Here is an 18626-nt window from a genome sequence, read left to right as displayed (position 1 = left end):
CCCCGCCCCGCCCCCACGTCGTGTCAGCGCCGTGTGCGGACCAGCAGGTAGAAGAAGTACGGGGTTCCGATGACGGCGGTCATCAGACCCGCACCGAGCTGGGCAGGAGCGATCACCGTACGTCCGGCGAGGTCCGCGAGGCCGACCAGCAGGGCCCCGAGCAGGAGCGCGACCGGCACCACGCGTACGTGCCGGCGTCCGACGAGGGCGCGTGCCGCATGCGGGGCGACGAGCCCGACGAACCCGATCGTGCCGGCCGCCGCCACCGCGGTGGCGCCGAGCAGGACCGCCAGCACGAGGAAGCCGAGACGCGCCCGGGTGAGGCCGAGACCGAGCAGCTTCGGAGTGTCCTCGTCGAGCGCGACGAGATCGAGTTCCTTGCGGCGGGCCACGGCCGCGGCCACGCCGACGGCGAGCACCAGGGCGACCGGGACGACATCGGGCATGGTCCGCCCGTAAGTCGATCCGGACAGCCAGGTCAGGGCCCGCGTGGTGTCGAACGGGTCGCTCAGCACGATGACCAGACTGATCAGCGCGGCGGTCGCGGCCGAGACCCCGACACCGAGCAGGACCAGCCTGTTCTGCCCGAAGCCACCACGCGCGGCCAGACCGAAGACGATCGACGACACGACCGCCGCCCCGCCGAACGCGGCTGCGGCGATCGCCCAGGAACCGGGAGCCTGCACGCTCGTGACGAGCAGTACGGCACCGAGGCCCGCGCCTCCGGAGACACCCAGGACACCCGGCTCCGCGAGTGGATTGCGCGTCACGGCCTGCACGAGTGTCCCGGACAGTGCGAGCGCCGCACCCGCGAGGAGGGCGGCCGTCACCCGGGGCACGCGCGTGTCGAGGACGTAGGTGACGACCCGTCCGGAGTGCCCCTGCGCCCAGTTCACGACGTCACCGAGCAGGAGTTTCGAGTCACCGAGCAGCACGGCCCCGACCGTCACTCCGGCCAGCACGACACCGAGCACGACGACAGTCGTCAGGAACGCCGTCCTGCCGGGTATCCGGAGCCGGTCGGGGGCGTCCGCGCCGGCGGTGTCGCGGGTACGGAGTGCCATCACGACGAGGAAGACGCCGCCGACCACGGTCGTGACGACACCGGTCGGCACCTCCACCGCCAGGTCCGCCGGGACCACCGCGCGCAGCAGTACGTCCGAGCCGAGCACGAGCGCCGCACCGACGAGTCCGGTGACCGGCAGGCTCACCCGGGACCGCGAGAGTCCCCGGAACCGACGGGAGAGGGGCCGCACGAGCGCGGGAGCGCACAGGCCGACGAAGCCGATCGGTCCCGCGAGGGTCACTGCCGCCGCGGCGAGCAGGGTCGCGAGCACGACGGTGGTGATGCGCGTCCCCCGCACGGGTACGCCGAGTCCCCTCGCGGCGTCGTCGCCCAGAGCCAGGGCGTCGACGCGACGGGCGACGAGCAGCAGCCCCGCGAAGGCGACGCCGATGACCGGGGCCATCTGCGCCACTCCGTCGAATCCGTTCTGTCCGACGCCCCCTTGCCCCCACCGGTAGAGACCCTCGGTCCGCTGGGGGAACAGCAGGAGCAGCGCCTCGGTCACCGCGTTGAGCCCCAGGGCGAGCGCGCTGCCCGCGAGGACCAGGCGGACGGTGCCCCTGCCGATCCCGGACAGGCCGAGCACGACGGCTGTGGCCGCGAGTCCGCCGACGAACGCGGCGCCCGAGGAGGCGAGGAGCGGCAGCGTGGTCCCGGTGACGGCGATGACGCCCAGCGACAGGTAGGAGCCGGCGTTGACGGCGAGGGTGTCGGGTGACGCGAGCACGTTGCGGCTGACCGCCTGGAGGGCGGCGCCGGACATGCCGAGTGCCACTCCCACGAGGACGGCCGCGATCATCCTCGGCAGCCGGGACGCGACGACGACGGAGGCGTCCCCCGCCTGGGCGGTGCCGGTGAGTGCGTGCCACACCTCCGCCGCACCCACGTCGGCGGTCCCCTGGGTGATGTCCACCGCGGCGAGCACCACGACCAGCAGGGCGAGCCCGGCCGCCACCGCGACCGCGCCCGTCGTGGCCGCGGCAGTGCGGTCACGGCCGACCGCGGTGTTCTCGATGACGGCCACGGCGGACTACTTCTTCGTCAGGGCGTCGACGAGGGAGTCGATGTACGCCTCCATCGAGCGGGGGCCGCCGAACATCCAGACGCCGTCGGGCAGCCGGTGCACGTCGCCGTTCTTCACGAAGGGAAGCGACTTCCACACGGCGTTCTTCGCGAGGCCGCTGAACGCGTCGCCGTCGGCGTCGTTCGCGACGTACGTGAACTGGACGTCGCCGAGGCCGGTGAGGCCTTCGACGTCGGTGGTGGCGAGGCCGTAGTCCTTGTCGCCCTTGACGGTCCAGGCGTTCTCGAGGCCGAGCCGCTCGTTGACGGCGCCGAGGAGGGAGCCGCCCGTGTAGGCGCGGACGGACACCTGGTTCGCCTGGACGTAGCCGTCGGCGGACGCGATCTTCGCACCGCCGAGTCCGGCGTCCTCAAGGGCCTTCTTGCCTTCGGCGACGCTCGCCTCGAAGTCCTTCTTGAGTGCGTCGGCCTTGGTCTCGGTGCCGGTGGCCTTCGCGATGAGGTCGATGCTGTCGTTCATCGTGCCGATCTGGTCGGCGGCGTCGGCCGCGGTCACCTCGATGACGGGCGCGACCTTGCGGAGCTGCTTCACGACGGCGGGCGAGAGGTCGGTGGTGGCCACCACGAGGTCCGGCGCGAGGGCGGCGACGGTGTCGATGCTCGGCTCGCCGCGGGTCCCTATGTCCTTGGGGTCACCGGTGAGCGGGGCGGCGGTGTTCCACGCGGTGTAGCCCTTCACGTCGGCGACTCCGACGGGGGCCACCCCGAGGGCGACCAGGTCCTCGATCACGTTCCACTCGGTGGCGACGACCTTCTTGGCGGGGCCGTCGAGGGTCACCTTCACGCCGGTGTGGTCGGTGAGGGTGATCTTCCCTGCGGGCTTGTCCGCTGCGGCGGGCTCGTCCGAGGACGGCTCGGTGGTTCCGCAGGCGGCCAGGGAGAGTGCGGCGACGGCGACGGCGGCCGTGGCGAGAAGGTTGCGTCTCATCGGGAGGTGCTGAGCCTTTCGGATCTGGAGTGGTGACGGCCGATCGCGCGGGTGCGCAGCCGGCCGGTCGACGGATCGGTGCCGACGTCGATGCGGATGCCGTAGACATCCGTCAGGAGTTCGGGCGTGAACACGTCTTCGGGGGTTCCGTCGGCGACGATGCGCCCCGCGTTCAGCAGGGCGACACGGTCGGCGACGGCAGCCGCCTGATCGAGGTCGTGGAGGACGACACCGACGGCGATTCCGTGGTCGTCGGCGAGATCGCGTATCAGGTCGAGGAGTTCGACCTGGTAGCGAAGGTCGAGGTAGGTGGTGGGTTCGTCCAGGAGGAGGACACCCGTTTCCTGGGCGAGACAGCTCGCGAGCCATACGCGCTGGAGCTGTCCGCCGGAGAGCTGGTCGACGCCCCGCCCCGCCAGTTCCCCGACGCCGGTCAGGCCGAGCGCGCGGTCGACCGCGGCGGTTCCGCGGGGGTCGGGGCGCCCCCATCGGCCCCGGTGCGGGTAGCGGCCGAAGTCCACGACGTCCCGGACGGTCAGCCCGCCGGGCGTGGACCGGGACTGGGTCAGGAGGGCGACGCACCGCGCGAAGTCGCGGGCGTTCAGGGCGAAGCCGTCCGCGGCCTCGTCCGTACCCGGGTCGACGGTGAGCGAGCCGGTACGGGCGCTCTGCAGGCGGGCGAGCGTCCTCAGCAGCGTGGACTTCCCGCTCCCGTTCGGCCCGACGAGGACGGTCACCTCGGCGGGCCGCAGGGCGATGGCGGCCCCGTGGACGACATCGACCTTTCCGTACGCCACGGTCACACCGTCTGCGGACAGACCGTGGCCACGCGTCAGTGGCATGCCCTCGGCCATCAGGGCATGCGTAGCACCAGAAGTGCTCTCACCAGCTCTCATGGGCATTAGGTTAGCCTCACCTAATGCATGCTGTTGACCGCACCCCCTCGTTACGGGCATGAGCGGCCCCGAGCGCGCCGGTGCACCGTGCGGCGCGGGGCGCGGGGCGCGGGGCCACCACAGCCGGGCCGCGCCCGGCGGCGTCTGCCCGCGGGGTCAGCCGAGTTCGATCGTGGTCGCGGCGAACATGCCTGCGGTGTCGACGTCCGGGGTGGGCCCCGTGTACATGCGGGCGCACTCGAAGGTGGCCTCCAGCCCGAGGCGTTCCATCAGCTTCATGGACGCCGAGTTGATGTCCGGCACGTCCAGGGCCACGGGGTCTCCGGGCGTCCGGCCCGCGAGTTCGTGGACGAGGGAGGACGCGATGTCCGGCGACGAGGCGTGGAGCGGGCCGATGCGGGATCCGGTCACGGCCGGCCGCATGACGGCGAACCCCTCCAGCCTCCCGTCACGCACGGCTGCCAATGACGTGTGTGAGCGGTGGCCGATCCACTGGGAGAGGAAGGCCTGACGGTCCGCGGGGAAGAAGCGCCGGTCGTAGTCCGCGAGCAGCCCGAAAGGCACGTCCCGTCCGTCCGTCAGCCGGACGCCCGGCGCGACCCCGCCCCCGGTCGGGACACCGGCGTGACGCACATGGGTCCATGCCCGCCGGAACCCGGACCTGCGGTAGTTCTCCTGTTGCTCCACCACTCCGTCGAGGCCGACGTTGCGGCCGGCGAGGTGGTCCATCGCGGCATGCCACATACGGATGCCGTATCCCTGCCCGCGGACCTCGGGGCGGGCGATGTAGAACCCGAGGAAGCCGAAGTCCGTGCCGTAGCGCACCGCGGATACGGAGGCCACGGGTTCACCGTCGAGCTGTCCGAGGAAGAAGCCCCGGGGATCCGCCGAGTGGAGGAGCAGGGCGTCGGAGAGTCCAGGGTTCCATCCCTCGTCCTCCGCCCACTCGGTGAACCTCGACATGCCCGCGACACTTGCTGTGGTCACTTCGAACGACGTCACCGCTTCGCTCCTTCGCCGGTGGGTGGCAGGACTCGACTGCCCCGGGCCCGCGGCGTCGTCACCACGCGTGGAAACCCGGCGAACAGAGCCTAGGGTCCGACGGCACAGCCTCGGAGCGTCCCGGCACCGTCCCGGACGCGGGTCCGCCCCGGGATCGGCCGGAACACCCCTGCCTCCGGCCGCATTCCGTCCCGCGTACGGCACAGGCCCCGACCGGGCCGGCAACCCGAACGGGGTGCCCTCTCCGGCAACGCCGCTTGACCGCCGTCGCGTTACCCGCTCAGTCGACGGGGGTCCCTTGGTGGAAGTACAGGCGCCAGCCGGATTCCGTCCTCCGCCACAGCGAACTGCGCCACGCACTGCGCCCGTCGTGCTCGGTGCGGTACGTCAGGTGGACGACGCCCGGAGCCAGCACGGAGCCGGACATGGCACCGACCTCGACCGGCCGCTGCGAACTCACCGATCCGTCCCCGGTCACCTTGAGAATCGATGCGGCGTCCCAACGCCTGCCGGACGCACCGATCTCGGCGAACCCGGGGTCGAGAAGCTGGGTGACGAGGTCCGGCGATGCCCGCACCTCGGGATCCAGCAGCCGAAGCTCCCCCTCGATCGCCGCCCGGACCGCCTGCTCACCGTCGTCATCCGCCATACCCGCACTGTAGGACCCCTGGTGCCGGCGCCCGGCGTCATCAGCCGGACCCGCCGGGCGCCGGCGGGGCGACAGCGCGGTGTGATTCTCCAGGGCTACGACGCGGCCGGGTCCGATCCGGGCGTCCGGATCGAACCGTGAGGTGAGGTGCCCGGCAGTTCCTCGTACCTGACGACAGACCGTCCGAGGTGCGTGCGCTCGTGGTCCAGGGCGTACACCGCTTGCCGCGCGTCCCACTCGACGACGTGATCGATCAGGCCCGTGCCCAGCGATTCGAGCAAGCGACGAGAACGGTGATTCGCCTCCTGGGTCACCGCCACCACACCCGCCGGCCCGAAGTCGGCGTCACCGAGCGCCCAGTCCACTGCCGCACCGACCGCTTCTCTGCCGTAACCACGGCGCCGGTGCGCGGGCAGCAGTTGGTACGACACCTCGGTCCGCCCCTGCCAACGGGAGCGGGGTTCGACGGACACCAGGCCGAGCACGGCTCGGTCCGTGCGGCGAACGATGACGAAAGCTCCGAAGTGCCCGACGCACCCATCCTCTCGGGCGCTCAGTGCCGTCGCGCTCAGAGGCCCGCCCAAGTGGCGCCGCGCATCGGGATCGGTCCACACGAGCGACAGGAAGGCCACGTCCCTGCGCTCGATCGGGCGGAGAAGCAGCCGGCCCGTGGCCAGGGCGACCGGCCACCGAGGGGTGCGGGAAGGGACGTGCATGCCGCAGATTGTGGCAGTCGGACAGCCGTGAACGGCCAGCCGCACGCGGTTCCGCGCGGACGCCGGGTCAGCCGTCCTCCCGGCCGGAACCCGGAGGATTCACGCTTCGACCGCCAGCCAGGCGAGTGACGCGACCACCAGCGCGCTCACGCCGGTGTCCAAGGTGGGCTGGAGGACCGGGGCGAAGTACGGGCTGTGGTTGCCCGGCCTCGGGGCTGCGGCCGACCCGTCCGCCCCCTCCCCCTCGTCCGGCGCCGGGGCGCCTCCGCCGATGCCCCAATAGGTGAACGGGACACCGAAGGCCTCGGGAATCCTGCTCATGTCCTCGCTCGCGGTCTGGAGGTCGATGGTGTGCGCGTCGGACCCGAAGTGGCCGGCGAACGCCTCGGCTACGCGCCGGGTCGTCCCGGCGTCGTTGACCGTGGGGGGAAAGGAGACGATCTTCTCGAACTCGGGTGGCTTGGGTGCCCCGGACGCCTGGCACTCGGCCTTGACGATGCGCTCGATGGCCTGCAGCACGTGGGTACGGGTGGCGTCGTCGTACGTACGCACGTTGACCTGCATGACCGCGCGGTCCGGGATGATGTTGGGGCCGGTCCCCGCGTGGATGCTGCCGACCGTGACCACCACCGGAGTGAGCGCCGCGATCTCCCGGGAGACGATCGTCTGGAGCCGCACGACGATCATCGCGGCCATCACCACGGGATCGACCGCCGTCTGCGGCATGGCACCGTGGCCACCCCGGCCGTGGACCGTGATCCGCAGACTGTCCGCGGCGGACATGAACGATCCGGCCCGGGTGCCGACGTAACCCGCCGGATAGTTCAGGACGTGCTGGGCCAGCACCACGTCCGGGCGTGGTGCCTTGTCGGTGAGGCCGTCGGCGACCATCGCGTCGGCGCCGTCGCCCGGTTCCTCGGAGGGCTGGAGAAGCGCCACGAAGGTGCCCTTCCAGGAATCCTCGGACTCGGCCAGCAGGCGCACGCAGCCGATCAGCGAAGCGATGTGCACGTCGTGCCCGCAGGCGTGCATCACCGGCTGCTCCGTGCCGTCCCGCCCGGTCGTCGTCACGGTGGACGCGTAGGGCAGTCCCGTCTGCTCCCGGACCGGCAGGCCGTCCATGTCCGCCCGGACCATGACCGTCGGGCCGTCACCGTTGGTCAGGACGCCGACCACGCCGGTGCCGCCGATGCCCTCGACGACCCGGCAGCCGAGGCCGCGCAGGAGCTCGGCGGCCTTGCCCGCCGTCCGGTGCTCCTCCAGTCCCAGCTCAGGGTTCCGGTGGAGGTCCTTGTAGAGATCCTCGATGTCGTCGCGGATGCGGTCGAGGCCGGCCAGCACGGTGCGGGCGCTGTCGGTCATCCTGACTCCCTGTGGTTGCTCACGTCTTCGCTGGTCAGGCCGAGGTTACCGGCCGTCGGCCCGCGGAGCGCCCTCCGGCCCCGACACGCCGGAGCGTGTGGCTCCGCATTCTCCCGGCACGCCCTTTCGGCAGGCGGATCACGAGAGTTCCTGCCGCCTGGGCGGGCAGTTCCCACTCGGCAGGGCGGGACCGCTCGCCGAACCTGACGACTGCTCACACGTGGCTGGACTCGGGGCCGTTCCTTACCGGACACATCCACCTCAGCCCCGCCCCGGCACGCGCGGAAGCGGCGCCCTGTGTCAGCGGAGGTGCCGGGAGAAGAAAGCCAGTGCGTCGGCCGGCTCGCGTTCCGGGATGCCGGCGTGCCGGCCGGGATGGGCACGCAGCGTCTTGTCTGCGGAAGCGAACGCGTCGAACAGGGCCAGGCCGTCCGCGCGGGGCACCCGCTCGTCGTCCCACTGCAGAAGGAACTCGACGGGCACGGTGATCCGGGAGGCGGTGTCGTCCCGGGGGTCCGGCAGTCCGCCGAGGCCGAGTACCGCGGCGCGGACCCGGGGCTCGGCAGCGACAAAGGGCACGCCGAGTCCGCAGCCCAACGACACCCCCCAGTAACCGACGGGACCGGCGCCCACGTGGTCCAGCCGCTGGACCGCGTCCAGGACCGCCCGCCACTCGGGCACGGTCCGGCGGGCCACCATCGCCTGGAAACCGGCGATGAGCGGGGCCGGTGCTTCGCCCGCGTCGATGCGCGCCCGGTTCTCCCCCGCGAGCCGGTCGAGTGCCTCCTCGGTCGGCCGGTCGCCGTGGCCGGGCACATCGACGGCGACCACCGCGAAGTCGCCCTCGGTCACGAAGTGGTGGGCTCTCCGCGTGATGTCGGGAGCCTTCTTGTGCTGACCGCCGCCGTGCCCCATGAGGATCAGCGGGCGGGTGCCGACGGAACCCTCGCGTGTCCACAGCACACCGGGAAGTGCGCCGAAGGAGATGAGCTCCTCGGATACGCCGTCGGACAGGGAACGAGAGAGGAAACGCATGCTTTCACGCCTTTCGGGATGCCTTGTGCGGGCACTCCCTCAGCCTGTGCGGCTCGTGAGGGAGGCCCGACCTGTCACAGCGTTGATCGGACTCACCTCCTCGGTCGGCCGGACTGGGCGCCACGGAACCTAGCACAGCGAAAACCGTTCGACAGGAACTGCCGGAAGGGCCATGCTCCCCACCTGTGACGACAGCGAGGCAGCACCTGGTCCGGACGGCCGCCCGGAACAACGCCGAGTGGTGTGCCGCGATGAGCCGGTCCCACGGTGTGGAGAGCGAGTTCGGCACGAGGGTCTGGCACGCGCCGGTCCGGACGCCGCTCTTCCACCCCGATGCCGTGACCCTCGCGCCGAACACCGCCCCGGCCACCGTGGCGGAAGGCGTGGACGCCACGACGCCCGGTGCGTCGGTCAAGGACAGTTTCGCCGATGTCGACCTGTCGGCCCTCGGCTATCGCATCCTGTTCGAGGCTCAGTGGGTGTACCGGCCGGCCGGCGGGTCCGCCGACACCGGTGATCGTGCGTGGGAGGTGGTGGAGAGTCCTGCGCAACTACGCGCCTGGGCGGACACCTGGGACCAGGGCGAGGGTCACGCGGATGTCTTCCGGCCGGAGCTCCTGGACGACCCCGCCACCTTCGTGCTCGCCGAGCGGTCGTCCGACGGCCGGACCGCAGCCGGCGCCGTGGCGACCGTCAGCGAGGGGGCCGTGGGCATCTCCAACGTCTTCGCGGTGGAAGGTGGTCCGGACGCCGCGTGGCCCTTCGTGCTCACGGCGGTGCACGGTCTGTTCCCCGCTCTGCCACTGGTCGGATACGAACACGGCGAAGCGCTGTCAGCGGCGTTGCGCCATGGCTTCGAGCCGATCGGGCCGCTGCGGATCTGGCTGCACGACCAGCACCCTGCCGGGCGGTGAGGTCCCGTCCCGCACCACTGAGGCAGCCGCTCGCACCGACGGGGCCCAGCGGACGACGTCTTCGCGGCGTGGGCCGCCCGCTCCGCGAACGGCCCGTCTCCAGAACTGCGCCCGCCGGACCGACCGCCTTCCGCTGTGACGGACGGCGGGGCGGCGGTGTCCGCCCGTTCATCGCAGGCCGCGTCTCTCGCGCTCGGCTCCTCCATGTTCCAGAAGCTGAACTCGGTGTCCAACTCGATGAGGCGCCACGCAGGGCCCGTGGGTTCGGCGGATGCAACCGGTAGCCGACCCCAGCCCTTTCCGCCCTTCGCCACGAGTTTGACGTATGCGGCCATGCCCGCCGCGGCGTTGACGGAAGTCGAGGCGGAGAAGACGGGTCAAGTCGGTGCGGCCGTCCCACTGGGCCACCGGCAACAGCGGAGATCGTCGGGTATCGCACGCCCGTCAAGCCGGTCGCGGGAGAACTCGGTGCGCCGTTGCTCGTACACGCGGCCTCTCCGTACGTCCGAGCAGGATCCTCGCCTCAACGTGACAGCGCCGTCCGGCGATCGGCGGGCTTCCCGGCGGCCGACGACTCCCGGCCGGCACGCGCGGCGCGGGCCCGGCCTGTCGCAGGTGCGGTCCGGCTGCCCCGGACCGAACGACGCCCGTGGCCAGGTCTGTATCTCGCGCGCCGGGGCACACGGGTTCCAACCGACTAAGGAGCTACGTCATGCTGGCAATCGCAGCGGCAGTGCTGTTCTTCATATCCTTCCTGATCAACGCGGCCGACATCACGACCAACGATGTCTTCTCCTCGGTCAATGTGATGCTGATCGGGCTCGGTCTGCTGGCTCTTCACGTCGCCGGCATCGGCCATGGACGCCGCGTCGGCAGACGGTGACTTCCGCCTGAGGCAGGACCGGGTCGGACAGTCTCCGCGCCATCGCGCACAGCCCCCTTCGGGGCATGCGACGGGTACGTCGGGACTGTCCGACTCGCTCATGTCCGGGATGGATCTGCCACCGATCCGACGGCCTGCGGGTGCGGGCGGTCGCTCGTCAGTGGCGCGGCGCCGGGTATGCCTTGGGGAGGCGCATGCCACGGTCGGCCATGATGTCCCGCACGCGGTTCGGGTAGTCGGTGATGAGCCCGTCGATGCCCAGGTCCATCAGGGCCTCGATCGTGGCGGGGTCGTCACAGGTCCACGGGATCACCTTGAGTCCGCGCCGGTGGGCGTCCGAGACCATCTGCTTGTCCGGGTAGAACCGGAAGTCCGGGTCCGCGACGGTGCCGTTCTGGGGGAAGCCGTAGTTGGGGGACAGTGCGGTGACTCCGCTGATGGAGGCGGCCGCCTTCACGAAGTCGCCGTCGTAGTCGTCGGCGTCGATGCCGCCGAGCCAGGGTGACGCTCCGGGCTTGCCCACCTGCAGGAAGTCGTAGTTCGTCAGGGCCACCAGGGGGTAGCGGGGCGCGAGCTTGTGCATCGCCTTGAGCGCCCCCCAGTCGAAGGACTGGATGGTGACCTGCTTCTCGATGCCCGAGCGGTGGATCTCCTCGAAGACGCGTCGCACGAAGAGCTCGCGGGGCGCGGTCTGCTCGGGCGCCCCGGCCTCCACCTTGGTCTCGATGTTCAGCTTGATGTGCTTCGCCCGGTAGTGCTTGACCAGGTTGAGCACGTCCTTGAGCTCCACCATGCGGAAGCCCTTGACCTGCTCCTGCTCGGGGAAGCCGGGCAGCTGCTGGTAACCGCAGTCCATGCTCTTGATCTGCTCGAGCGTCAGGTCCTTGATGTACTTGCGGACGTACGGGTACATGGGGTCGCCCGGCGTGACCGGACCGGTGTCCTGGCACTTCTGCGCACTGATCTGACGGTCGTGGTTCACGACGACCTTCTGATCCTTGGTGATCTGGGTGTCCAGCTCAAGGGTGCTGACCCCCAGGCGTATCGCCTTCCCGAAGCCTTCGAGTGATTCCTCGGTGGTCATCCCGAGCCCTCCCCGGTGGGCCTGAAGGTCGAACGAGGCACCGCGATGCGGTCTGTGGTCGTGGTGGGCCGTGTCCGCCTGGGCGACCGCCGGGACGGCGAGTGCGGGGAGAAGGGCCAGGACGGTCGCTGTGTGCCTCAGGGACATGTATGCCTCGTTACGTTCGTATTGCCGGACGTCGGGAAGCCAATCCGGGGAGGCCGACCACGACGCAGACCGGACGTGAGAACCGCGTGAACGCCCGCGAAACGGTAACTTCCGAGCGAGCCGGACGCATCACGAACCATCGGTCGAGGCCGCCGGACCACCGGTCCCCCTACCCGTCGGCATCCGTGCACACACGCCCCTTGATAGGCAAGTGGGTGCTTGCCTATGGTGGCGCCGTGGCGGAGGATGTTTTCAAGGCGCTGGCCGACCCGACCCGTCGGCGCATCCTCGACGGGCTGGCGGAGCGGGGCCGTCAGACCCTGTTCGAGATCTGCGCGCGCCTGGCGTCGGAGCAAGGACCGGGGCTGTCACGCCAGGCGGTCAGCCAGCATCTGGCCGTTCTGGAGTCCGCGGGCCTGGTCCGTTCGCGGCGCGAGGGCCGCTACAAGTTCCATGACCTGGACGCCGAACCGCTCGAACACATCCTGAACCGATGGCTTCGGCCCGAAACGACGGAGAGCGCACCCATGAGGATCCACCTGTCCAGTGTCTTCGTGGACGACCAGGAGAAGGCACTGCGCTTCTACACGGACATCCTGGGGTTCGTGAAGAAGACCGAAGTGCCGCTGGGCGAACACCGATGGCTGACGCTCGTCTCCCCCGAAGCGCCCGACGGGACCGAGCTGCTGCTGGAACCCGACAGTCACCCGGCGGTGGGGCCCTACAAGAGCGCGCTGGTGGACGACGGCATTCCGGCGACCTCCTTCGCCGTGGACGACGTGCACGCGGAGTTCGGCCGACTGCGCGGTCTCGGCGTCCACTTCACCCAGGAGCCTCTGGAGACGGGACCCGTCACCACGGCCGTGTTCGACGACACCTGCGGCAACCTCATCCAGATCGTGCACAGCGAATAGAGCATCGGCAGGGCGGCGGACGGATCGTCCGCGCCCGCACCCCACCACTGTCCCGCACCGACGGCGGCACACTGCGGGACACGGGATGCGGCATCATGGGCGTATGCGGACCCGACCTGTGCTCATCTACGACGGAGACTGCGCTTTCTGCACGTCGTCGGTCGTCTTCGCCGAACGCCGCCTGCGGCCCCGCTGCGAGATCACGCCCTGGCAGTTCGCGGATCTGGAGTCACTCGGCGTCACCCGGGAACGGGCCGAGTACGAACTCCTGTGGACCACTCCGAACGGCTCGGTGTACGGCGGCGCCCAGGCCGTCGCCAAGCTCCTGCTGAGCTCCGGTGGGGTCTGGAGCGTCCTGGGCGCACTGCTCACCCTGCCCCCGGCCCGCTTGCTCGCCCACGGCGTCTACCGGCTCGTGGCGAACCACCGCGACAGGATGCCCGGCGGCACTCCGGCGTGCGCGGTGCCCGCCGCTCAACGACAGGGCCCGCACGGCACGGAGCCGCGGAACACCCGCTGACACCTCGCTCGGACCCTCGCAGACGACAGAGGTGTCGACCGTGTGAGCCGACAGGCGGCGCCGCGCTGGACGCACGGACCGCCCGCACCGGCTTCCGGCACGGGTCGCCACGGGTCGCCTCTGCGCGACAAGCCGGCTCGTCACCACCGCCTCCGCGCTCGGCGCCCCTGAATGGCCGGATCTGGACCAGTCGTCTCCGGATGAAAGTGCCGCTGCTTGGGGAGCCACAGGTCGGACGGCACTCGACCGGGGGGCACGCATGGGGACGGCATGGCTGGTGGCGCTGGTCGCCGGGGTCTCCTCGGCCGTGGTCACGGGAATCGTACGTGCGGGACGGCGTGAGGCGAGGGCCGAGGCGGCCCGGCTCTCCGAGGACGCGCGTCGACGAGCCCGGCGGTCGCTGGACGCGGTCTGGGAGATGAACGATCGCGAGTTCGAGGAGTACGTGGCGGAGTTGTGCCGTCGCGACGGCTGCACCGCCGTCCGACGGGTCGGAGGCGCCGGCGACCTGGGCGCCGATGTGATCGGCTTCCTGCCGGACGGCAGAAAACTGGTCGTGCAGTGCAAGCGCTACGCGAAGCACCGCGCGGTGGGAAGCAGGGACATCCAGACCTTCAACGGCACCGCCCGCGCGCACCATGGTGCCGATGTGCCCCTGTTCGTCGCGTCCTGCGTCTTCACCGGCCCTGCTCGCGCGTTCGCCGAAGCACAGCGCCTGACCCTGGTCGATGTCGACCTGCTCGGCTTCTGGAACAGCGGCACCGGGCTCTCCACGTTCCTGGACCTGGACATCGGCCGGTCCGGGACCAACCGCAGGCTGCGTCCCGACCACGGCTGAGCGCTGATGGCGGGCCCGTGGGCGCCGCCTGTTCCGTGCCCCGTCCGGCAGGAAACGGCCGGATCGCCCAAGCCGGGCGCCACACCATATAGCCCTGCCCGCACCGCAGTTGGTCCGTGGCTCACGCACCGCACGATGCGAAATTTTTATTGCGCAAATTAGTTTTCATACCTACGCTGCCCTCATGCAGCCGAAGCCCACGCCCGAGAAGATCACCGACCTCTCCCGCCTCAAGGCCTTCACCAACCCCCTGAGGATGCAGCTCTACCGGCTCCTTTACGCAGCCGGAACCGCGACCGCCTCACAGCTCGCGGAACAGGTCGATCAGGCTCCGTCCCTGGTCAGCTATCACCTGCGCAAGCTGGCGGAACACGGCTTCGTCGCCGGGGCGTCCGAGGGCGGCACCGACGGGCGTGAGCGGTGGTGGCAGGTGGCTTCGGAGGAGGGCTGGGGCTTCCGGGACTCGGACTTCAGGAAGACGCCCGAGGGTGCGGCAGTTCTGGGCGCGGTGACCCGAAGCATCATGGACAGCCGCACCGCCCTGCACCGCACCTATCTGGACCAGGCGGGCACCTGGGACGAGGAGTGGTCGAACGCGGCGTTCAGTTCGGAGTACCTGTTCGCCCTCACCGCTCCTGAACTGGCGGAGATGAACTTCGAGTTGATGGCGCTGTCCCGGCGCTGGCGTGAGCGGGGCAAGGCAGCCGAGGCCGCCGGCGAGACCGGCGGACGCGAGCGGGTGGCGGTGCACATGTACGGCTTCCCGTTCCGCCCCTGAACTCCCCCGCCCTTCCCGGACCCGACTCCGACTCCGACTCACGGGAGAAGACGATGGCTTCCCTGGTCAAGACCGCTCACGAACGACCCGCCGGACTCCGGCCCGCGTACCGCGACGGCAACGTCCTCCGATGGCTGGCGGCGTTCACGCTGTCCCTCGTAGGCGACGGTGTGTACTTCGTGGCACTGGGCTGGTCCGCTCAGAAGGTGGCGGGGCCGACCGAGGTCGGCCTGGTGATGGCCGCGGGCGCGTTACCGAGAGCCCTGCTCATGCTGGGCGGCGGGGTGGCGGCCGACCGGTGGGGGCTGCGCAGGGTGGTGATCGCCGGTGACTCCGTGCGCTGTCTGTTCATCCTCCTCGTGGCGGCCTTCGTGGCGGTGACCGCACCCGCCGTGTGGATCCTGGTGACGCTGGCCCTGGTCTTCGGCGCGGTCGATGCGCTGTTCGTACCGGCGGTGGGGGCACTGCCGCCGCGGATGACCACGCCGGACCAGCTCGCACGCCTCACCGGTATGAAATCGCTGTCGATGCGGTTCAGCCAGATCGTGGGACCACCGATCGGCGGACTCACCATGGGGTTCGGCGGAGCGGCCACCACCTTCGCGGTCGCCGGACTGCTCTTCGCGCTGTCTCTGCCGCTCCTGCTGACGGTGCGGCTCCGCCCTCTCGCCGGGCACGGCCACGAGCGGCCGGCGGCAGGCGCCGTCCCGGGCACGGGCCTCGTGGACGGTCTGCGCTACGTACGCCGCCATCGTCTGATCGGCCCGCTCGTCGTGGTCACCGCCATCACCGAACTGGGGCTCATCGGCATACTCAACGTCGGCATGGTGCTGCTCAACAGCGAGCGCGGCTGGGGCCCTTCGGGATACGGATGGATCGTCAGCGGTTTCGGGGCGGGTGCCGCCGCCGGCGCGGTGCTGCTCACGATCGCCGGAGGTCTGCCACGGGCCGGAAGGCTGTTCGTCGGCACACTGCCCGTGGGGTGCGTGGGCGGGGCAGCCATCGCACTGGTGCCGAGCCTGCCGCTCGCCGTCGCGCTGGCCACGGCCGTGGGCGCCGCCATGGGCCTCTGCGGAAGTCTGGGGAACGCCCTCGTGCAGACCGCGGCGGACCCCGCCTATCTGGGCCGGGTGACATCGGTCGTCATGCTTAGCGTGCTCGGCCTGGCTCCACTGAGCTATCCCCTCGTCGGTGCGGCCATCGGGGCCTGGGGTGCCGCTCCTGTCTTCGTGGGGTGCGGCGCGTTCGCCGGGATCGGCGCACTCGTCGCCCTGCGGTCCGCGGCGGTACGCCAGGCCGAACTGCCACGCGCCGGATCGGCGTCGCCGTGACGGACATGGTGGCCTGTCGACGCCCGAGTCCGTACGGCCATCAGGCCGGGGCGGCAGGCCACGCGAGCACTTCCCCGCACTCCTCCGACTCCGCACGCTGTCAAGAATCAGCGCCCACGGCATCGCAGGGGCGTACGACCACGTCTCTCCGGCAGGGCACCGGAGTCACGGGCGGAAGCGCAACGGGTGATCCGCCGGAACCTCGGTCAGCACGATGCGGTGCCCGTCCGGGTCCGCGATCCACATCTCGATCAGCCCCCAGGGCTCCTTCACCGGGGGGCGGAGGATGTGCGCCCCGCCCCGTGACAGTTCGTCGTGCGCCGCGGAGCAGTCGGCGACCTGCAGCCACAGCCGAAGCGTGTCCGTCGGCGGGGTGTCCGAACGGCCCGACACCTCGAGAAAGCCGCCGCCGAGGAAGTACACCGTCCCGCGCTCGGGACCGGTACCGAACTCCCGGTAGACGGCGAGCCCGAGGGTGCGTCCGTAGAACTCGCGGGACACCTCGGGATCGCGGGGCCTCAGCAGGACACGGCTGCTCAGTACATGCATGGGGGCGACCCTACGCCGGCCGGATTCCGGCCCCGCGAACCCGGGCGGAACGCTCACTCACGACGCTTCCACCGCCGACTTGATCCGCTGCCCGAACGCCGGCGCGTCCTTGCGCGCGGCGGAGGCGGCGAAGCCGACCAGGAGTTTGCCGAGACCGTGACCCTCCAGGTCGTTGTAGATGCGCACCTTTGTCCGACCGTCCGGCAAGGGCTCCAGATCGTAGCCACCCTCCTTGGCCGTGACGAGGTTCGACGACTGCTCCTGCCAGCGGATCCGCGTCGGCGCGACGAGTTCGCTGATCCGGAACTCGCGCTGGGTCGTCATGCCCGCGTCCTTCACGGTGCTCCGGAAGACGGTGCCCACCGCCGTCGGGCCCCCGGGCGTCTTGGAGATGCTCTGCACACGCGGGCTGAACTTCTTGTCGTTCTCGCCGTCGGCGAGAAAGGCGTACACCTCGTCGACAGGGCGGTCGATCTCCACCGTCGCCTCGAACCGTGCCATGGGTTCCCCTTTCAGATGACGGGTGCGGACGCGGCGCGGCCGACCCGTGATGGCGCTGCCTCCCACGATCCGCGCTCTGGGGACTCTCGGCAGCCGGTCAGGCGGATTGATCGTGCAATCGGGTGTCTCCGGCCGCCGCGGCCCGGTCGTGGCCGGGGTGCCCGGCGGTCCGACGCGTGTGCGCCCGCACCTGCCCGGGGTGCCTCGCGCCTCAGTGGGCGATGCCGTCGATCAGCTCGCGCGCCCCCTGGCGCAGCAGTGCGACGGCCACCGAGGTACCGAGGGTGGCGGGATCGAGCGGGCCGGCCCATTCGTGGGCGTTGAGCACCGTCTTCCCGTCCGGCGTGAACACACAGGCCCGCAGGGAGAGGTCACCGTTGCGGTGGGCCGTGGCGTAGCCCGCGATCGGGGAGTTGCAATGGCCCTGAAGCACGTGAAGGAACATCCGCTCGGCCGTGATCTCCCGGTAGGTACCGGGATGGTTCAGCCCGGTCACCGCCTCGATCGTCGCCGTGTCGCCATCCCGGCACTGCAGTGCGAGGACGCCGGCGCCGATGGGCGGGCACATCGTCTCGGTGTCGAGCAGGTCGCTGATCACCTCGGGGCGGCCGATGCGGTGCAGGCCCGCCGCCGCGAGGAGAAGCGCGTCGACTTCGCCCTCCGCGAGCTTCGCCAGTCGGCGGTTGGCGTTGCCCCGGAACGGGACGCACTCCAGGTGCGGGTGCGAGGCGGCGAGTTGGGCCACGCGGCGGACGGAGGAGGTGCCGATCCGGGTGCCGTCGGGCAGTTGGTCGAGCGTGAGGCCCCCGGGGTGGATCAGGGCGTCACGGATGTCGTCGCGCTCGAGGAAGGCGGCGAACGTCGTCCCGGCCGGCAGCGGGCGGTCGGCGGGGATGTCCTTGACGCAGTGCACCGCGAGGTCCGCGTCCCCGGCGAGCAGGGCTGCGTCGACCTCCTTGGTGAAGGCGCCTTTACCCTCGACCTTCGAGAGGTCCCCGAGCCATTTGTCGCCGGTGGTCCGGACGGGAACCACCTCCGTGACGGTGGCGGGGTGGAGTGCGGCCAGTTCGGCCCGGACACGCTCGACCTGGGCCAGGGCCATGGGTGAGTCGCGCGACACGATGCGGATCAGCTCAGGGGCGGACATGGTGCCCACGATAGTGCGCCTGACTCGAGCTCCGATCGCACGACGCGGACCCGGCACCGGTCCCCCATCGCGACGGCCGCGCCGGAAGGAGGCCAGGCATCGATTTCCAGCCGCGTTCGACGCGCGTCCCGGATGCCGCGATCAGGCTGTCACGCCGGCGTCCCCGGACGTCAAAAAGCCCTCCATCAGGCAGAGTTGCGCGAGACGTGGCTCAGGAAGGACGGCTGGCCGTCCGTTCAGCACCGGTTGTCCGGATCGGGCGGGTGCCCCGCACCCTTCCGGG

Annotated in this window: 18 protein-coding genes and 3 pseudogenes; 9 read left to right on the top strand and 12 right to left on the bottom strand. The window is 70.8% G+C overall.

Annotated features, from left to right (window positions below):
• Nucleotides 1-23: 23 nt before the first annotated feature.
• The 5 genes from OHT61_RS30345 to OHT61_RS30325 all read right to left on the bottom strand — a co-directional run bounded on the left by OHT61_RS30345 (nucleotide 24) and on the right by OHT61_RS30325 (nucleotide 5624).
• A complete protein-coding gene (locus OHT61_RS30345; protein ID WP_329042587.1) occupies nucleotides 24-2090 on the bottom strand; it encodes an iron ABC transporter permease in 2067 nt (688 codons plus the stop codon).
• A 6-nt stretch (nucleotides 2091-2096) separates the two neighbouring features.
• Nucleotides 2097-3077, bottom strand: coding sequence for an iron-siderophore ABC transporter substrate-binding protein (locus OHT61_RS30340; RefSeq protein ID WP_329042586.1), 981 nt, complete (start codon nucleotides 3075-3077; stop codon nucleotides 2097-2099).
• Complete coding sequence (locus tag OHT61_RS30335) at nucleotides 3074-3973, bottom strand: ABC transporter ATP-binding protein (RefSeq protein WP_443049585.1); 900 nt, start codon at nucleotides 3971-3973, stop codon at nucleotides 3074-3076. Before OHT61_RS30335 ends, OHT61_RS30340 begins: the two co-directional genes overlap by 4 nt.
• 156 nt (nucleotides 3974-4129) lie before the next feature.
• Complete coding sequence (locus OHT61_RS30330; RefSeq protein WP_329042585.1) at nucleotides 4130-4975, bottom strand: GNAT family N-acetyltransferase; 846 nt, start codon at nucleotides 4973-4975, stop codon at nucleotides 4130-4132.
• 280 nt (nucleotides 4976-5255) lie between these two features.
• Nucleotides 5256-5624 carry a nuclear transport factor 2 family protein gene (locus OHT61_RS30325; RefSeq protein ID WP_329042583.1) on the bottom strand — a complete coding sequence of 123 codons (369 nt, stop codon included), beginning with the start codon at nucleotides 5622-5624 and terminating at the stop codon, nucleotides 5256-5258.
• Nucleotides 5625-5812: 188 nt separating this feature from the next.
• Here OHT61_RS30325 and OHT61_RS32600 point away from each other — a divergent pair.
• Nucleotides 5813-5905 (top strand): annotated as a pseudogene (locus OHT61_RS32600) (hypothetical protein); the annotation flags it as partial.
• Here the strand turns inward: OHT61_RS32600 and OHT61_RS30320 are convergent.
• From OHT61_RS30320 to OHT61_RS30310, 3 genes and pseudogenes are all read right to left on the bottom strand, one after another.
• Nucleotides 5900-6340: pseudogene (locus tag OHT61_RS30320) on the bottom strand (GNAT family N-acetyltransferase); the annotation flags it as partial. The pseudogenes OHT61_RS32600 and OHT61_RS30320 overlap by 6 nt on opposite strands.
• A gap of 99 nt (nucleotides 6341-6439) precedes the next feature.
• The gene (locus tag OHT61_RS30315; RefSeq protein ID WP_329042580.1) at nucleotides 6440-7702 is read right to left on the bottom strand and encodes an amidohydrolase; all 1263 of its coding nucleotides are present in this window, start codon (nucleotides 7700-7702) and stop codon (nucleotides 6440-6442) included.
• A 300-nt stretch (nucleotides 7703-8002) separates the two neighbouring features.
• Entirely contained in the window at nucleotides 8003-8737 is a 735-nt protein-coding gene (locus OHT61_RS30310; protein WP_329042579.1) for an alpha/beta hydrolase, read from the bottom strand.
• Nucleotides 8738-8922: 185 nt separating this feature from the next.
• On the opposite strand from OHT61_RS30310, the gene OHT61_RS30305 reads away from it, so the two are divergent.
• Complete coding sequence (locus OHT61_RS30305) at nucleotides 8923-9651, top strand: hypothetical protein (RefSeq protein ID WP_329042577.1); 729 nt, start codon at nucleotides 8923-8925, stop codon at nucleotides 9649-9651.
• A gap of 712 nt (nucleotides 9652-10363) precedes the next feature.
• The gene (locus OHT61_RS30300) at nucleotides 10364-10534 is read left to right on the top strand and encodes a hypothetical protein (RefSeq protein ID WP_327111647.1); all 171 of its coding nucleotides are present in this window, start codon (nucleotides 10364-10366) and stop codon (nucleotides 10532-10534) included.
• A 157-nt stretch (nucleotides 10535-10691) separates the two neighbouring features.
• Here the strand turns inward: OHT61_RS30300 and OHT61_RS30295 are convergent, their stop codons facing one another.
• Nucleotides 10692-11765, bottom strand: a complete 1074-nt coding sequence (locus OHT61_RS30295; protein WP_329042575.1) for a glycerophosphodiester phosphodiesterase family protein — start codon at nucleotides 11763-11765, stop codon at nucleotides 10692-10694.
• 236 nt (nucleotides 11766-12001) lie between these two features.
• Between OHT61_RS30295 and OHT61_RS30290 the strand changes: the two are divergent.
• The 6 genes and pseudogenes from OHT61_RS30290 to OHT61_RS30265 all read left to right on the top strand — a co-directional run.
• Nucleotides 12002-12292, top strand: a pseudogene (locus OHT61_RS30290) (ArsR/SmtB family transcription factor); the annotation flags it as partial.
• Nucleotides 12293-12679 (top strand): VOC family protein, encoded by a 387-nt coding sequence (locus tag OHT61_RS30285; protein WP_329043440.1) that lies wholly within the window; start codon nucleotides 12293-12295, stop codon nucleotides 12677-12679.
• A gap of 103 nt (nucleotides 12680-12782) precedes the next feature.
• On the top strand, nucleotides 12783-13199 hold the full coding sequence (locus tag OHT61_RS30280) for a thiol-disulfide oxidoreductase DCC family protein (RefSeq protein WP_329042574.1): 417 nt from the start codon (nucleotides 12783-12785) through the stop codon (nucleotides 13197-13199).
• 259 nt (nucleotides 13200-13458) lie between these two features.
• A complete protein-coding gene (locus OHT61_RS30275) occupies nucleotides 13459-14037 on the top strand; it encodes a restriction endonuclease (RefSeq protein ID WP_329042573.1) in 579 nt (192 codons plus the stop codon).
• 184 nt (nucleotides 14038-14221) lie between these two features.
• On the top strand, nucleotides 14222-14815 hold the full coding sequence (locus OHT61_RS30270; RefSeq protein ID WP_329042572.1) for an ArsR/SmtB family transcription factor: 594 nt from the start codon (nucleotides 14222-14224) through the stop codon (nucleotides 14813-14815).
• Between the two features lie 53 nt (nucleotides 14816-14868).
• Nucleotides 14869-16146 (top strand): MFS transporter, encoded by a 1278-nt coding sequence (locus OHT61_RS30265; protein ID WP_329042571.1) that lies wholly within the window; start codon nucleotides 14869-14871, stop codon nucleotides 16144-16146.
• Nucleotides 16147-16311: 165 nt separating this feature from the next.
• Here the strand turns inward: OHT61_RS30265 and OHT61_RS30260 are convergent, their stop codons facing one another.
• The 3 genes from OHT61_RS30260 to hemC all read right to left on the bottom strand — a co-directional run bounded on the left by OHT61_RS30260 (nucleotide 16312) and on the right by hemC (nucleotide 18343).
• Nucleotides 16312-16695 carry a VOC family protein gene (locus OHT61_RS30260; RefSeq protein ID WP_329042570.1) on the bottom strand — a complete coding sequence of 128 codons (384 nt, stop codon included), beginning with the start codon at nucleotides 16693-16695 and terminating at the stop codon, nucleotides 16312-16314.
• Between the two features lie 57 nt (nucleotides 16696-16752).
• Nucleotides 16753-17196 carry an SRPBCC family protein gene (locus tag OHT61_RS30255; RefSeq protein ID WP_329042569.1) on the bottom strand — a complete coding sequence of 148 codons (444 nt, stop codon included), beginning with the start codon at nucleotides 17194-17196 and terminating at the stop codon, nucleotides 16753-16755.
• 211 nt (nucleotides 17197-17407) lie between these two features.
• Nucleotides 17408-18343, bottom strand: a complete 936-nt coding sequence (hemC, locus tag OHT61_RS30250; RefSeq protein ID WP_329042568.1) for a hydroxymethylbilane synthase — start codon at nucleotides 18341-18343, stop codon at nucleotides 17408-17410.
• Nucleotides 18344-18626 lie beyond the last annotated feature (283 nt).

This window comes from Streptomyces sp. NBC_00178, from assembly GCF_036206005.1.
GTDB lineage: Bacteria > Actinomycetota > Actinomycetes > Streptomycetales > Streptomycetaceae > Streptomyces.
The sequence above is the reverse complement of the archived record's forward strand: the minus strand, read 5'-3'. Positions and strand labels throughout refer to the sequence as shown.